Consider the following 14,893-nt stretch of genomic DNA (forward strand, 5'->3'; position numbering starts at 1 on the left):
CTCATGCCGTAACAAGTCCCAAAACTAATGCTGTTTGGGGCTAAAAGCAAAAGATCGCAGCCTTCGGCAGCTCCTACATGAGAATGCGATCCCTGTAGGAGCTGCCGAAGGCTGCGATCTTTTGATCTTGCTCGAAACCTTACTTCTCGAACCCGCTCGACGGAAACACATCCGTCCCGCGCCAACGCCGCACCGAACGCTGGAAGAACAAACTGTTCGGCACCTGCACCATGGCGCTGCCAGTCCCGAGTTCTTCCGCCTCGATCAACGTGGTGTAGAGCAGATTGATCGCCACCACCCGGCCTTTGACGCCTGGCTTGTCGGTGGTATCGACTAGCTCGACGATATCCCCCAGCCGAAACGGTCCGACCGTGAAGATCAGAATCGCGCAGAGCAAATTCGACAGCACGCTCCACATCGCAAAGAACGCGACCGCCGCCACGGCAACGAAACCCGACAGCGCCGTCCACAGCACCGTGGCCGAGACACCGAGGCGCTCCAACACGAAGATCAGCGCGCTGCCCATGATCAACCAGCGCAATACGCCACGCAGCGGCATCAGCAACTGCGGCGGGAACGGATAGCGCTCGCCCAACCGAGTCAGCCCCTTGGCGACGAAACGTTGCGTGAGATAACCGGCCAGCAGGATCAGCAGAATCTGCACCACAAACCAGATCGGCTCGACCCATTCCGCCGGTAGCGGCAGCTTGAACGCTTCCATCAGGACAGCGCCTCCAGCTCCGCTTGCATGCTCTCCAGCGTTTCAAGGGCTTCCATCCACGCCTCTTCCAGTTCGGCTTCGCGAACCTTCAGCTTGGCCTGCTCGGCCAGCAGATCACGCAATTCGTTCTTGCGCGCCGGCTCGTAGATGTCGCTGTCGCCAAGGCTGGCATCGACCTTGGCGAGTTTCTCGTGGAGCTTGCCCAGTTCGGCTTCGAGCTTGTCGGCTTCACGTTTGTGCGGCGCCAGTTGCTGACGCAAGGCAGCTGCAGCCTGACGCTGAGCCTTCTTGTCGGTCTTGTCCGGATTGACCGGAGTGTTACTGACCGGCGCGTTGCGCTGGCGGTATTCCACCAGCCAGCGCGCGTAGTCTTCGAGGTCGCCATCGAACTCTTCGACCTTGCCGTCAGCGACCAGGTAGAAGTTATCAGTGGTGCTCTTGAGCAAGTGCCGATCGTGAGACACCACCAGCACCGCGCCGCTGAATTCCTGCAGCGCCATGGTCAGCGCCAGGCGCATTTCCAGGTCGAGGTGGTTGGTCGGTTCGTCGAGCAACAGCAGGTTCGGCCGTTCCCAGGCGATTAGCGCCAGGGCCAGACGCGCCTTTTCACCACCGGAGAAATTCAGCACCGGCTCATCGATGCGCGCGCCACGGAAGTCGAAGCCGCCGAGGAAGTCACGCAGGGTCTGCTCACGCTCGGTCGGCGCCAGACGCTGCATGTGCAGCAACGGGCTGGCCTTGGAATCCAGCGAGTCGAGTTGATGCTGAGCGAAATAGCCGACCACGGTGTTCTCGCCACGGGTCAGGCGCCCGGCAATCGGTGACAGCTCGCCGGCGAGGTTTTTGATCAGGGTCGATTTACCCGCGCCATTCGGCCCGAGCAGGCCAATCCGCGCCCCCGGGGTCAGTTGCAGCTTGACCTTCTCGAGGATGGTTTTGTCGCCATAACCCAAGCGCGCATCGGACAGGTCGATCAGCGGGCTGGAGATCTTGCTCGACTCGCGGAAGACGAAATCAAACGGCGAATCGACGTGGGCCGCCGACAGTTCTTCCATCCGCTCCAGTGCCTTGATCCGGCTCTGTGCCTGACGGGCCTTGGTGGCCTGGGCCTTGAAGCGGGCGATGTAGCTTTCCATGTGCGCACGTTGCGCCTGCTGCTTCTCGTAGGCCTGTTGTTGCTGGGCCAGACGCTCGGCACGGGCGCGTTCGAATGCGCTGTAGCCGCCGCGATACAGGGTGATTTTGCGCTGGTCGACATGGGCCACGTGATCGACGACTTCATCGAGGAAATCGCGGTCGTGGGAAATCAGCAGCAAGGTGCCCGGGTAGCTTTTCAGCCACTCTTCGAGCCAGATGATCGCGTCGAGATCCAAGTGGTTGGTCGGTTCGTCGAGCAACAACAGGTCCGACGGGCACATCAGCGCTTGCGCCAGGTTAAGGCGCATCCGCCAGCCACCGGAGAAATCCCCGACCTGACGATCCATCTGCTCGTTGGTGAAACCCAGACCGGCCAGCAGCTTTCGCGCCCGCGCATCGGCGGTGTAACCGTCGGCGCTGTCGAGCTCGGCATGCAGACGGGCCTGAGCGGCACCGTCGTGCACCGCTTCGGCCGCGGCGAGGTCACGTTGCACCTCGCGTAGACGCAGGTCGCCATCGAGCACATAGTCGACGGCAAGGCGCTCGAGCGTCTCGATTTCCTGGCGCATATGGGCGATGCGCCAGTCAGCCGGCAGGAAGCAATCACCCGAGTCCGGGTGCAGCTCACCCCGGATCAAGGCGAACAGGCTCGATTTGCCGGCGCCGTTGGCACCGATGAGGCCGGCTTTGTGGCCGGCGTGCAGGGTCAGCTCGGCGTCTTCTAGCAGACGTTGCGGGCCACGCTGTAAAGTCAGGTTCTGAAGTCGGATCATAATGGCGGCGGAGTCTACCAGCTTCGCTCACAACTGGCGCGAGTAGCACGATGTCCTCTGACCTGTGGAGCTTTTCCCTTGCCACCTACGCCCGACCGGGCGTGGAAGACGCCTGCCTGCAACTGCAAACGGCGGGCGCGAATGTGTGCCTGCTGTTGTGCGGTTTATGGCTGGAGCAACGCGGGGTGATTTGCGATGAACAACGCGTTCGCCAGCTTCAGTCGCTGACCGAACCGTGGGATATCGAAGTGGTGCAGCCGCTGCGAGCACTGCGCATGCAATGGAAAACGCGGGCCGTGGATGATGCGGTGCTGAAAGGCATGCGCGAGCAGATCAAATCACTTGAGCTGGAAGCTGAGCGAGCGTTGCTGTCACGGCTTGAGGGTGTAGCTCAGACATGGACGCGAAACGATGCAGGTTCGACGACCTGGCTGGAGGGATTGGCCGGCAGTGCGGCCAGCCCGAACCGCGACGCGCTGCAAGTGCTGCGCGTCGCGGCAACCGGCACTTAGGAAGCGCTGGTCGGGTTGTTGCTGACGCTCGAAGCAGCGGCTGGCGATGGCGCAGTCGAAGGAGTCGAGGCAGTAGCGGCTGGAGCAGGTGCCGATGGCGCAGCCGACGCTGCCGGTGCGGCAGGCTTAGCGGCAGGCGCGGTAGCCGGTTTAGCGGCAGCTGGTTTGGCAGCGGCTGGCTTTTTAACGGCAGGTTTTGCAGCTGGCTTGGCGGCTGGTTTTGCAGCAACAGGCTTGGCAGCAGTCGCTGGTTTGGCAGCAGCGGCCGGTTTAGCGGCTGGCTTGGCTGCCGGTTTGGCGGCGGCTTTCACGGCTGGTTTGGCAGCAGCTTTTGCTGGTGCTTTTGCAGCAGGTTTGGCGGCAGCTGGTTTAGCGGCAGTCTTGGCAGCTGGCTTTGCAGCAGCAGGTTTAGCGGCTGGTTTGGCGGCGGTTTTCGCTGGAGCAGCTTTTGCAGCAGCTGGTTTGGCGGCTGGTTTAGCAGCAGCGGCACGGGTAGCCGGCTTGGCAGCGGCAGCACGTGCAGCAGGTTTTGCCGCCGTGGTTTTAGCCGCTGGTTTTGCAGCGCTCGCCGCAGCTGGTTTCTTCACTGCAGGTTTTGCGGCCGCTTTGGCAGCTGGCTTGGCAGCAGCTTTCACCGGTGTTTTTGCAGCTGGCTTGGCAGCGGTTTTAGCAGCAGGCTTGGCCGCTGCGGTTTTCGCTGGAGCTTTTGCTGCAGCAGGTTTGGCAGCTGCTTTCTTCGCCGGTGCCGCTGCCGGTTTGGCTGCGCGCGAGGACAACACTTTGCCCACGGCTTCTTGAACGCGACCAACACCCTGGGCCAGCTTCAGGCTTTCCTGGGCATCGCGCTTGAGTTGCAGAATGTAGCTGCGAGTGTCGGACTGACGATCCTTCAAGGCATCGAGCAGGTCTTCCAGTTCTTTCACTGCGGCCTTGGCTTTGTTCTGCGCCTTGGCTTTACCGGCAGTGGCTGCGTCCTGCAATTTGGTGCGGGATTTGTGCAGCTTTTCTTGCGCCTTGCCGCGTTGCTTTTCCAGTTTGGCGAGCAGTTTTTCAGCATCAGCCAAGGCTTGGGAGCAAGCGTTTTCCAGATGCTCGAGCAGGCTGCCCGAGAGTTGTTGGAGTAAGTGCAACGGAGTGTTTACAGGCTTCTTGGTGGCCGACATGGTTTACCTCCTGGCTGACGTGAGTGCGGCTCATACTAGACCTCTGCAGTTACCGCCGCTAGGGCATCTTGACAGTATCGATTGCGTTGCGTTGCACCGAATCGAAAATGTTCTGCGCGAAGTCAAAAGCAGTTCACCGTTGCAGACGTTCGCGCTGGCATAATCCACCGCATCTCAGGACGGAGAGTGCCCATGTCGCGCTACTTTTTTTTATCCCTCTGCATGGTTTTTTCGGCCGCTCACGCGGACGAAAAAGCCACCGCGAACGATGCTCACGATCTGGCCTACAGCCTCGGTGCCAGCCTCGGTGAGCGGCTGCGCCAGGAAGTACCGCAACTGCAGATTCAGGCACTGGTCGATGGTTTGCAGCAAGCCTATCAAGGCAAGCCGCTGGCGCTGAGCGAAGCACGTATCGAGCAGATTCTGGCCGATCATGAAGCGCAAAATGCCGAACACTCTGTACAGCCTTCGAGCGATGCAGCGATGGAAAACGAGCAGCGTTTTCTCACCGCTGAAAAAGCCAAACCGGGGGTGAAGGAATTGGCCGATGGCATCCTGCTCACCGAGCTGACACCTGGCACGGGGACCAAGGCCGGTCCCGATGGAAAAGTGCAGGTGTTGTATGTCGGCCGACTCCCCGACGGCACCGTGTTCGATCAGAACACGCAGCCGCAATGGTTCAATCTCGACAGCGTGATTGCCGGTTGGCGAACCGCGTTGCAGAACATGCCGGTGGGTGCGAAATGGCGACTGGTGATTCCATCGGATCAGGCCTATGGCGCCGACGGTGCCGGCGACCTGATCGCGCCGTTCACACCGCTGGTGTTCGAAGTGGAATTGCGTGGCGCGACGAGTTGAGCAGGCAATAAAAAACGGTGCGCTTTCGGGCGCACCGTTTTTTTGTTCAGGGTTCGGGATCAGGCCTGAACCGGATCTTCTTCCTTGTGTGCTGTATGCAGAACTTCAATCAGGCAGTCTTCAAGTTCGAAGCGCTCGTGCAGCAGGCCTCCGAGCTCTTTGAACTTCTCCGCTACGCATTTGCCTTCATCGCACAGGTCGTTGAACGCGAGCAGCTTCTCGGTGATGACATCGATGCGCGGATAGATCGTCTCGGCGAGTTCCAGACCACGCGTGTCACCAAACGCCTTGGCTTCGCCAGTCAGCTGTTCGTAGATTTCGAAGTGCCCTGCCGAGACGTAATCAACCAGCACACCGCAAAATTCCTGCAAGGGCTTGCGGCTCTCGGACAGCGACTCAGGCTGCGCACCGAGTTTGTCGTAGGCACCGATCAGATCTTCACGCTCCTGCAACCAGCGGTCGATCAGCAGATGAACTCCACCCCAACGTTCCTGAGCATTCTGACAACTTTCGAGCATGGCGATCTCTCTTCCCTTGTGGGTCATGCTGCTCTACACCCGCGCCCCTCTTTTGATTTTGGCTTGGGGGACGGCCGGGCAGAGCGTCATCGAGCAACATAAATCCAATGACACGTGCGGGCCAGATTATGCCCGCACGCCTATGGCTTCAAGGTACGCAGGAGATAAAGTTCATACAAGTGTTTAATCCCGCAGCAGCACCGAGTGCGACGCTTCGCCGCTGAGCGGGCGTTGCAGAGCACTCCAGACCAGCCGCAACAATTGATACACCGCTAGAATCGACACCGCGACAAAGAACAGCAGGCTCCACTCCGGGATGCTCAGGTCAAACAGCGTCCAGGAAATTTCCGCACAATCGGCGCCGCCGCTGAACATTCTTTGCAAGGCGCAGATCCAGGGCAGGCCACTGAACAATGTATCGGGGGCAGGCGTGCAATTGAGGAGTTGCAGCATCGGATCGCTCTGTATCAATACCTGCCGCCAGGCCGCCGTGGTGCCTCCCAGGCTCGCGCCCAAGGTCAACAGCCAGTAAAACCACAACCCCACACGCTTGGGGCCGTGCACCGCTGCCACACCACTGGACACGCACAGTAGCGTAAGGAACAGGCGCTGCACCAGGCACAGGCTGCACGGCGTCAGACCGACAGCGTATTCAAGATAATAGGAAGCTCCCAGAGCAAAGGCCCCCGCAGTGAAAGCCATGAAGAACAAGGAGCGTGAGCAGGCCAACGACATGGCTTTTCCGTAACAGTAGAGACAGACGGTTACGGTAGAGGAAAGCGTGTCAGCCTTTCAAGGCAAGGCCCTGCCGACAGTTCACCAGAGGTGTAGGGAAAACCCGACAGGTTCGATAGGAATCGGTGTAGCCCGCTGTAGGAATTCGCCTCGAGCACTCACTGAAGTTGAAATTTCAGCCACAAAAGGTAAGCGAGGGAGCATCCTCCCTCACCACTTCAGACGTGAGCCAGAACCGGCAGAGGTGCAGCCAGCAGGCGTTCATCCAGCAGGCCAAGGCCTTCCTGAAACAACTGATTGCTGCGCTCGGTATCGCCCAACTGTGCGAGCAAGCGCGCCAGTTCCGCACAGGCCTCCGGATTGCGCTGCACACGCAGGCTGCTTTCCAGATAATCCCGCGCCTTGCCCCACAGACTGGTTTGCAGACACAGTCGGCCGAGGGTCAACAACAAGCTCGGATCGTTCGGATGATCTTTCAGCCAGCCTTCGGCGGTTTGTAACTGACGGGCCGGATCGCTGCCGCGCACCAGACCGTAGAGACGCGCCAGATGGCTGTCGTACTTGCGCTTGAGGGCGGTACGCAGCACTTCTTCCGCTTCGACCTGAGCGCCCAACTGACGCAGCTGTTCGGCGTACGCCAGCACCAGGGGCGGCTCCTGACGCTGAGCCGAGGTGAGTTGCTCCCAGGCGCGCGTGAGCGACTGCAAGCCAACGCTCCCGTCCTCTTCGCGCTGCGCTGCCAGCGAAAGGTTTTCACCCCAGGCGCGGCGTTCCAGTTCAGCCAGTTCGGCGGGGGGCAGGACTTTGTCCTTGCGCAATTCCGGCAGCAGACGAATCACCGCCGACCATTCGCCGCGCTGTTGGTACAAGCGCTGCAACTGGCGCAGCGTCTGCGCATTGTGCGGATGGCGATCATGCATCGCTTGCAGGGTCACCAAGGCACCGTCGGTATCGCCACGGTCGGTCTGCAACTGCGCATGACTCAGAGCGATTGCCAATTCCGCTTGAGGCTGACGCTCCAGCGCGCGCTCCAGCAAACGATCGCACTCTTCGTAATTGCCTTGCTCATTGGCCGCGCGGGCTGCACCGAGGTAGTACAGCAGCGGCTGGCGCTCGGCTTCAGCCGCTCGATAGAGATGACGCTGCGCGCTGGCCCAGCGACCTTCAGCCAGATCCAGTTGGCCGTGCTCGATCGCTACCTGCACGCGACGACTGCGGTTGCGCCGTGACCAGGGATTGACCACGCCAGTTGAGGTCATGACCAACTCGACCAAGGCCTTGATGCCCCAGATCAGCAGCCACAAAACCGCGATCACCGCCAGTGTCGCCCATAGACTCGCTTCGTAACGGAAGCTCTTGTAGGCAATCAGCACGTAGCCAGAATGCTGTGCCACTGCAAAGCCCAGCGCCGCCGTCGCCGCGATCACCAGAAACACGATCACATAGAGGCGTTTCATGGCGTGGTCTCCTGCGCAGTGTTGGCGGCAGGTTTGGCAAAGGGTTTCACCGACTCTTCGGCGTTGACGTTGCGCCGCTCAAGATAGGCTTGCACCGCACTCAGCGTGCCGGCCAGATCCGGCGTCGTGACCGTGACCGGTTCCTTGCTCAACTCACCGACCTGTTCAAGCATCACTTTGCTTTGCGGATTGTCCGGGTTGAAATTGCCCTTGAGTACATCACGTGCTTCGGCCAGTGCCTGGGTGTAGACCGGCGCCTGCCCGTTGAGCGCTGCCCACTGTGCCTGCTCAAGTGCAAGGCTCAGGGCCAGACGCACCTGACTCAGGCTCTGCCCGGCCAGCAGCGGCCGCACATTTTTGTCGGCGTTGAAATCGATACGGATGTAGCGCGAGACCTGATCCCACCACTGCGCCCAGCGACTGGCGCCGTCACCGTCGGCAGTCAGGCCCAGCAGCGATTCGCCGCGATCCTTGTACTCCGGCGCCAGCTCGGTGAGGTCAATGACCTGATCGCGCAACGCGCCGAGACGCAGGAACAAACCGGTGCGATCCGGTTGCGCAGTGCTGCGCAGCGCTACCAGGGTTTTCGCCACTTGCTCGCGAGCGGCGAAGGAACCGGGATCGTTTTGCTCACGGAGGATTTCGTCGGCGCCCTGCACCAGCGCCTGAGCGCTGCTGATGTCCTGCAACGCCGACAGACGCAGGCTGGCCAGACGCAGCAGGTGCTCGGCCTCAGCCAGACGCCAGTCCTTGCGGCTGGCGCCAAGCACCGTTTCCAGGCGTTGATTGAGGCGCTGTTGATCGCCCTGAAGCTGCGTCACCAGACGCTGGCGTTCGGCAAGTTCGTCGGCACCGGGCAGTTGCGCGAGGCGCTCGGTCAGACGCTGTTCATTGAGCTTCAGACTCTGCGCCTGATCGTTCAATGCCTGCACTTCAGCGGATTGCTGCTGAGTATTGGTCTGCAGGTGACGGACCTGCCAGACACCCCAGCCACCGATCGCGACACCGGCAGCGCCGAGCAACAAGGCGACGATGGCCAATCCATTGCCTCGGCGCGGCTCTGTGGCCGGCGGTGGAGTTTCAACCTGGGGTTCAATCACAGGCTGGACGTCATCTTTTGGCAAGGCTGTTTCGCTCACGTATCCATCCTTTGCATTAGAAAACGGGTTCGGGATGCTCCCGTAACGCCGTCAGCAAAGCCGCGGCACTCGCGCCGCGGCAATCCACAACTGTTTGAGCCCCGGCGGCACGTGCCAGCTCGGCGACCCTTGGGCTTGGTACAAACAACGGCAACGGCGCGATGGTCGGCCAGGCATCGCCGGCCATTTGGCGCAGGTGCTCGAAACCCTGTCCACTGCTGACCACCAGCCCGTTCAAGCGTTCCGCTGCGATCCGCCGTGGCAGCTCATCCGGGGCATAGGCCGGCAGGTCGCGCCGATACAATTCCAGATACTCGACACTAGCACCTCGCTCACGCAAGCGCTCGGCGAGCAACTCGCGCCCGCCCTCGCCGCGCAAGATCAACACCTGCGCGCCGGGCTGGCTGATCGCCTCACGCAGACGCGGCAATTGCAGCAACGCCTCGCTGTCATCGCCGTCAGCCGGGAAGTTCGCGTCCAGACCGTGATCCAGCAGAATCTGCGCAGTCGCCGCACCGACGCTGAACCAGGGCATCGTCAGTGCAGAAGTGCCGTCGAGCAGATCGAGCGCAATACGCGCCGCCGGCTTGCTGACGACAATCACTGCGCTGCAACTTGGCAACTGTGTAATCGCCCGACGTATTTTCTCAGAGACCGGCAGCGGGGCAATTTCCAAAAGCGGCAGGCAACTGCTGAAAATCCCCTGCGCGGCCAACGTCTCCGCCAGCGCCGCACAGTCTTCTGCAGGACGCGTCAGCAGCAGGCGCCAGTCCGTCACTCGTGACCTGCCTCGCCATAGACCGCTTTGAGAATATCGTCGGCGCCCTGGCTGAGCAGATCTTCGGCCACCTTCACGCCCAATGCTTCGGCATCGGCACGTGGCGCACGAGCTTCGGCGCTGAGCAGCTTGCCACCGCTCGGTTCACCGACCAGACCGCGCAGCCATAACTGCTCACCTTCGAGCACGGCGTAGCAGGCGATCGGCACTTGGCAGCCGCCATTCAAATGTTTGTTGAGGGCACGTTCGGCGGTCACACGCGAAGTGGTATCGGCGTGATGCAGCGGTGCGAGCAAGGCGTGGATTTCAGTGTCGGCGCTGCGGCATTCGATGCCGACTGCGCCTTGGCCACCAGCCGGCAGGCTGTCATCGACGCTGATTGCCGAAGTGATGCGGTCTTCGAAGCCGAGGCGGATCAGGCCGGCGGCCGCGAGGATGATTGCGTCGTACTCGCCGGCATCAAGCTTGGCCAGGCGCGTGTTGACGTTGCCGCGCAGGAAGCGGATCTGCAGGTCCGGACGGCGGGTCAGCAATTGCGCCTGACGACGCAGACTCGATGTGCCGACGATCGCGCCGGCAGGCAACGCATCGAGACTGGCGTAGGTATTGGAAACGAAGGCATCGCGCGGATCTTCGCGCTCGCAAATGCAAAACAGACCGAGGCCTTCAGGGAAGTCCATCGGCACGTCTTTCATCGAGTGCACGGCGATGTCGGCTTGATTTTCCAGCAGCGCGGTTTCCAGTTCCTTGACGAACAGGCCCTTGCCGCCGATTTTCGACAGCGGCGAATCGAGCAGCTTGTCGCCGCGACTGACCATGGGCACCAGCGTCACCAGCAGGCCCGGATGGGCCGCTTCCAGACGGGCGTTGACGTATTCGGCCTGCCAGAGGGCCAGCGCACTTTTACGGGTGGCGATGCGGATTTCGCGAGAGGACATGGATCAATCCGTACTGAATAGATACGGCGGATAATAACAGCTCAGCCAAATCCACTTTGACTTGAATCAGAGTCGGCGCGGCCTCCCTGGCCCGCAGTGCCCGGTAAAAAGGAGCTGGAGCCACCCGGAATGAGCGGGTTACAAGCCCTGCATCATTTTGCGCACACCGGCCACATGCCGACGACTGACGATCAGCGCATCACCATTGAGACCTTTGAGGAATAGCTGGAAATGCCCCAGCGGTGTGCGTTGCAGACGTTCGATGCGGTCGCGGGCGACCAGCGCGTTGCGGTGGATACGCACAAAGCGCTCGCCGAATTCGTCTTCAAGGGCTTTGAGCGGCTCGTCCAGCAGCACCTCACCAGCCTCATGGCGCAAGGTCACGTATTTATGGTCAGCAATGAAATAGACCACCTGATCCAGCGGGATCAGTTCGATGCCTTTGCGGGTGCGGGCGCTGATGTGGCTGCGCGGACCGGTGCCGCTTTCGGCAGCGGGACGGGTCAGGGCCGAGAGTTGCGCCCGGTTGGGACGTTCCGCCCGTTTCAGGGCGTCATGCAGATGTTCGGTTCGCACGGGTTTCACCACATAGCCCACGGCGCTGGCCTGCAGGGCTTCCACGGCAAATTCATCGGGGCTGGTGCAAAACACCACGGCGGGCGGCGTTTCTCGTTCGCACAGACGGGCAGCGACTTGCAGGCCATCGAGGCCCGGCATGCGGATATCAAGTAACACGATATCCGGTTTGTGGCTGTCGATCAGTGCCAACGCCTCCTCGCCATTCGTGGCGCTGGGCTCCAGAACTGTATAACCCTCGAGCTCGCTCACCATTCGGCTGAGGCGCTCGCGAGCCAGTGGTTCGTCATCAACGATCAGGACATTCATATTGCGCTGGATTCCTGCGTGAGTCTCGCACAAGGATAGCGTAGACAGGTGAAGTGACGTCCGTCACCGCGATCCACGCTAAGACTAGCCCGAGCGCCAAAAAGTGCCGTACGTCGGCCAGCAATATTTGCCAGTGTCCGGGTCGTACTGCTCAAAGCCCGCTGTTTCCTGCGTTTCTCACGGGGATTGCCGAAGGACAATTACACCCACCCCCCTCTTCTTATAGTCGGCGACCAGACCTTTGCGCGATCTGCAGTCGCGCCGACCCTTATGTCCTACTGTAGACGCTCGTCGGGCCGATATTGCTCAATCGAAAAATATCCTTGCGCCAATTCCCCGGGTGCAGCGCCGACTATGGCGCACACAATGAGAAAAAAACGTATCGACCGGTGTCAGCGACAGTCCGGGCAACCCTGTTATTATCCGCGCCAGCGTTTCACGCCTTTTTTCTTCAAGCCGATACGAGCGAATTCATGAGCACTGACAAGACCAATCAGTCCTGGGGCGGCCGCTTCAGTGAACCCGTCGACGCCTTCGTCGCCCGCTTCACCGCCTCCGTCACTTTCGACCAGCGCCTGTATCGCCACGACATCATGGGCTCGATCGCCCACGCCACCATGCTGGCCAAAGTCGGCGTGCTGACCGATGCCGAGCGCGACAGCATCATCGACGGCCTGAAGACCATTCAGGGCGAAATCGAGGCCGGCCAGTTCGACTGGCGCATCGACCTCGAAGACGTGCACATGAACATCGAAGCACGCCTGACCGACCGCATCGGCGTCACCGGTAAAAAGCTCCATACCGGGCGTAGCCGCAACGACCAGGTCGCCACCGACATCCGCCTGTGGCTGCGTGACGAAATCGACCTGATCCTCGCCGAGATCACCCGTTTGCAAAAAGGCCTGCTGGAGCAAGCCGAGCGTGAAGCGGCGAGCATCATGCCCGGCTTCACCCACCTGCAAACCGCGCAGCCAGTGACGTTCGGGCACCACATGCTGGCCTGGTTCGAGATGCTCAGCCGCGATTACGAGCGTCTGGTCGACTGCCGCAAGCGTACCAACCGCATGCCACTGGGCAGCGCCGCGCTGGCCGGCACCACCTACCCGATCGACCGCGAATACACCGCGCAACTGCTCGGTTTCGACGCCGTGGGCGGCAACTCACTGGACAACGTTTCCGATCGCGACTTCGCCATCGAATTCTGCTCGGCCGCGAGCATCGCGATGATGCACTTGTCGCGCTTCTCCGAAGAGCTGGTGCTGTGGACCAGCGCGCAGTTCCAGTTCATCGATCTACCGGATCGCTTCTGCACCGGCAGCTCGATCATGCCGCAAAAGAAAAACCCTGACGTGCCAGAGCTGGTGCGTGGCAAGACCGGCCGTGTTTTCGGCGCACTGATGGGCCTGCTGACTTTGATGAAAGGCCAGCCGCTGGCCTACAACAAGGACAATCAGGAAGACAAAGAGCCGCTGTTCGACGCCGCCGATACCCTGCGCGACTCGTTGCGTGCCTTTGCCGACATGATCCCGGCGATCAAACCAAAGCACGCGATCATGCGTGAAGCGGCGCTGCGCGGTTTCTCCACCGCGACCGACCTCGCCGACTACCTGGTACGCCGTGGCCTGCCGTTCCGTGATTGCCACGAAATCGTCGGCCACGCCGTGAAATACGGCGTTGACACTGGCAAGGATCTGGCCGAAATGAGCCTGGAAGAGTTGCGTCAGTTCAGCGACCAGATCGAGCAGGACGTGTTTGCCGTGCTGACCCTGGAAGGCTCAGTGAATGCCCGCGACCATATCGGCGGCACTGCGCCGGCGCAGGTCAAGGCAGCTGTGGTGCGCGGTCAGGCCCTGATCGCCAGTCGCTAAAAGCATCGCTGGCAAGCCAGCTCCCACAGGGTTCTTTGTTGGAACACAATTTTGCGTTCGACCCAAAGACCTGTGGCAGCTGGCGTGCCAGCGATTACCTACTTACAAACGCCACAAAACTCACTTCTTGGCAGCAATCATCGCCAAAAACGCCGGCATCGCCGCTTCTTTATCCGCTGCAATCTTCTGCACATGCGGATTCTGCTCAAGCCGCTCCAGCAGCGCTTTCGCCTTTGGCATCTGCGCCAGAAAATCGATCCCGAACAGTTTCTGCCCGACTGCACAGGCCAGCGGCACGCTGTAGAGGAAGTACAAGTCGGCAATGCTCAGACTGTCGCCCGCCACATACGGGGCGAACTTGCCGTGCCGATCCAGCGCCGCAAAACCCAGCTGCAATTCAGTCTTGGTCTTTTCCTTGATCGCGTCCGGCAGGGTCATGCCGAAGAACGCCTCGCCGTAACAAGCGCGTCCCGGCAACTCGATGTACAGCTCGATTTCCTTGGCAATCGCCAATACCTGCGCGCGTTCGAACGGATCGCTTGGCAGCAGTGGTGAGCCTTTCTGGGTCTGCTCGAGGTATTCGAGGATGATCGCGGTTTCGTTGATGAAACCGGCGTCCACACCGAGCACCGGGACTTTGCCGCGTGGGCTGATGGCCAGAGATTCCGCGGTTTGCGCCGGGTAGAACGTGACCTCTTCGAACGGCAGGCCTTTTTCCAGCAGCGCCAGTTTGACCATGTTGTAGTAGTTGCTGACTGAGAATCCGTAGAGCTTGAGCATCACATAGCCTCCAGGCCGTGCGGGGTGGGCAGGGCATGTTTATAGATCGTGCAGGCGAATCGCGCCAGCAGCATCACCCCGCTGAATGCGGGTAAACTGGCGCCTTTCCATGAGGAGCCTGCCATGAGCGAGCCGACAGACATCGACAACGACGAAGAAGAGTTCACCGAGGCTACCTTGATCGAAGCCATCGAGAACCAGATCGAAAGCGACAACCCGCCAGCGGCCAAAGCGACCTTCAACAAGCTGACCCTGGTGGGCGTTGAGCGCGAAGAGATCCTCAATCTGATGGCGCATGTGCTGGCCTATGAGATTGACGCGATGCTTGATGAAGACCGCGCGTTCAATACCGAATGGTACGAAGCCGCGCTGCGCGCACTGCCAGAGCTGCCACCCGAAAAGCAGTAAGCCAAGCACATTCCCCTGTGGGAGCGACGGTGCGACGATTCGACTTGCTCGCGAAAGCGGTACATCAGCAAAAACAGCGCTGAATGACACACCGCTTTCGCGAGCAGGCTCGCTTGTATGGTAGGACTTGAAGGGAGGAGGAGGGACAAGGCTCGATTCTGACTGTTGACGCAGCACAGACCGTGGGAGATTTCGCCCCTCCTCCTTTCACCCAAGCGCCGAT

At 60.7% G+C, this 14,893-nt stretch carries 15 protein-coding genes and 1 pseudogene; 4 read left to right on the forward strand and 12 right to left on the reverse strand.

Annotated elements, in window-relative coordinates; all coding sequences use genetic code 11:
* Positions 1-139: 139 nt before the first annotated feature.
* Positions 140-721 (reverse strand): mechanosensitive ion channel family protein, encoded by a 582-nt coding sequence (locus CKW38_RS12270; RefSeq protein ID WP_007911123.1) that lies wholly within the window; start codon positions 719-721, stop codon positions 140-142.
* Complete coding sequence (locus CKW38_RS12275) at positions 721-2,631, reverse strand: ATP-binding cassette domain-containing protein (RefSeq protein ID WP_095112850.1); 1,911 nt, start codon at positions 2,629-2,631, stop codon at positions 721-723. The genes CKW38_RS12270 and CKW38_RS12275 overlap by 1 nt, the downstream gene beginning before the upstream one ends.
* A 50-nt stretch (positions 2,632-2,681) precedes the next feature.
* Here CKW38_RS12275 and CKW38_RS12280 point away from each other — a divergent pair, with 50 nt between their 5' ends.
* Positions 2,682-3,143, forward strand: a complete 462-nt coding sequence (locus CKW38_RS12280) for a TIGR02444 family protein (RefSeq protein WP_095112851.1) — start codon at positions 2,682-2,684, stop codon at positions 3,141-3,143.
* Here CKW38_RS12280 and CKW38_RS12285 read toward each other — a convergent pair.
* Positions 3,140-4,306 (reverse strand): AlgP family protein, encoded by a 1,167-nt coding sequence (locus CKW38_RS12285; protein ID WP_095112852.1) that lies wholly within the window; start codon positions 4,304-4,306, stop codon positions 3,140-3,142. The two genes, CKW38_RS12280 and CKW38_RS12285, sit on opposite strands and share 4 nt — an antisense overlap.
* Positions 4,307-4,498: 192 nt before the next feature.
* Here CKW38_RS12285 and CKW38_RS12295 point away from each other — a divergent pair, with 192 nt between their 5' ends.
* Positions 4,499-5,164 (forward strand): FKBP-type peptidyl-prolyl cis-trans isomerase, encoded by a 666-nt coding sequence (locus tag CKW38_RS12295; protein WP_095112853.1) that lies wholly within the window; start codon positions 4,499-4,501, stop codon positions 5,162-5,164.
* Between the two features lie 59 nt (positions 5,165-5,223).
* Here the strand turns inward: CKW38_RS12295 and CKW38_RS12300 are convergent, their stop codons facing one another.
* The 8 genes and pseudogenes from CKW38_RS12300 to CKW38_RS30650 form a co-directional block, all read right to left on the reverse strand.
* Positions 5,224-5,682 (reverse strand): Rsd/AlgQ family anti-sigma factor, encoded by a 459-nt coding sequence (locus CKW38_RS12300; protein WP_007911118.1) that lies wholly within the window; start codon positions 5,680-5,682, stop codon positions 5,224-5,226.
* 183 nt (positions 5,683-5,865) lie between these two features.
* On the reverse strand, positions 5,866-6,417 hold the full coding sequence (locus CKW38_RS12305; protein WP_007911116.1) for a disulfide bond formation protein B: 552 nt from the start codon (positions 6,415-6,417) through the stop codon (positions 5,866-5,868).
* 218 nt (positions 6,418-6,635) lie between these two features.
* Entirely contained in the window at positions 6,636-7,874 is a 1,239-nt protein-coding gene (locus CKW38_RS12310; protein WP_007950058.1) for a heme biosynthesis protein HemY, read from the reverse strand.
* A complete protein-coding gene (locus CKW38_RS12315) occupies positions 7,871-9,013 on the reverse strand; it encodes a uroporphyrinogen-III C-methyltransferase (protein ID WP_095112854.1) in 1,143 nt (380 codons plus the stop codon). Before CKW38_RS12315 ends, CKW38_RS12310 begins: the two co-directional genes overlap by 4 nt.
* A 16-nt stretch (positions 9,014-9,029) precedes the next feature.
* On the reverse strand, positions 9,030-9,791 hold the full coding sequence (locus CKW38_RS12320) for a uroporphyrinogen-III synthase (protein WP_095112855.1): 762 nt from the start codon (positions 9,789-9,791) through the stop codon (positions 9,030-9,032).
* A complete protein-coding gene (gene hemC, locus CKW38_RS12325; RefSeq protein WP_095112856.1) occupies positions 9,788-10,729 on the reverse strand; it encodes a hydroxymethylbilane synthase in 942 nt (313 codons plus the stop codon). The genes CKW38_RS12320 and hemC overlap by 4 nt, the downstream gene beginning before the upstream one ends.
* A 138-nt stretch (positions 10,730-10,867) precedes the next feature.
* Complete coding sequence (locus tag CKW38_RS12330; RefSeq protein WP_007911111.1) at positions 10,868-11,614, reverse strand: LytTR family DNA-binding domain-containing protein; 747 nt, start codon at positions 11,612-11,614, stop codon at positions 10,868-10,870.
* A pseudogene (locus CKW38_RS30650) lies at positions 11,611-11,751 on the reverse strand (sensor histidine kinase); the annotation flags it as partial. The gene CKW38_RS12330 and the pseudogene CKW38_RS30650, both read right to left, overlap by 4 nt.
* Before the next feature lie 336 nt (positions 11,752-12,087).
* Between CKW38_RS30650 and argH the strand changes: the two are divergent.
* Positions 12,088-13,482, forward strand: a complete 1,395-nt coding sequence (argH, locus tag CKW38_RS12335; protein ID WP_007911110.1) for an argininosuccinate lyase — start codon at positions 12,088-12,090, stop codon at positions 13,480-13,482.
* A gap of 120 nt (positions 13,483-13,602) precedes the next feature.
* Here argH and CKW38_RS12340 read toward each other — a convergent pair whose 3' ends face one another.
* Entirely contained in the window at positions 13,603-14,262 is a 660-nt protein-coding gene (locus CKW38_RS12340) for a glutathione S-transferase family protein (RefSeq protein ID WP_095112857.1), read from the reverse strand.
* A gap of 123 nt (positions 14,263-14,385) precedes the next feature.
* Here CKW38_RS12340 and CKW38_RS12345 point away from each other — a divergent pair, with 123 nt between their 5' ends.
* Positions 14,386-14,670, forward strand: a complete 285-nt coding sequence (locus CKW38_RS12345) for a hypothetical protein (protein WP_007911108.1) — start codon at positions 14,386-14,388, stop codon at positions 14,668-14,670.
* Positions 14,671-14,893 lie beyond the last annotated feature (223 nt).

The organism is Pseudomonas sp. Irchel 3H7, from assembly GCF_900187605.1.
In the GTDB taxonomy this organism is placed as follows: Bacteria; Pseudomonadota; Gammaproteobacteria; order Pseudomonadales; family Pseudomonadaceae; genus Aquipseudomonas.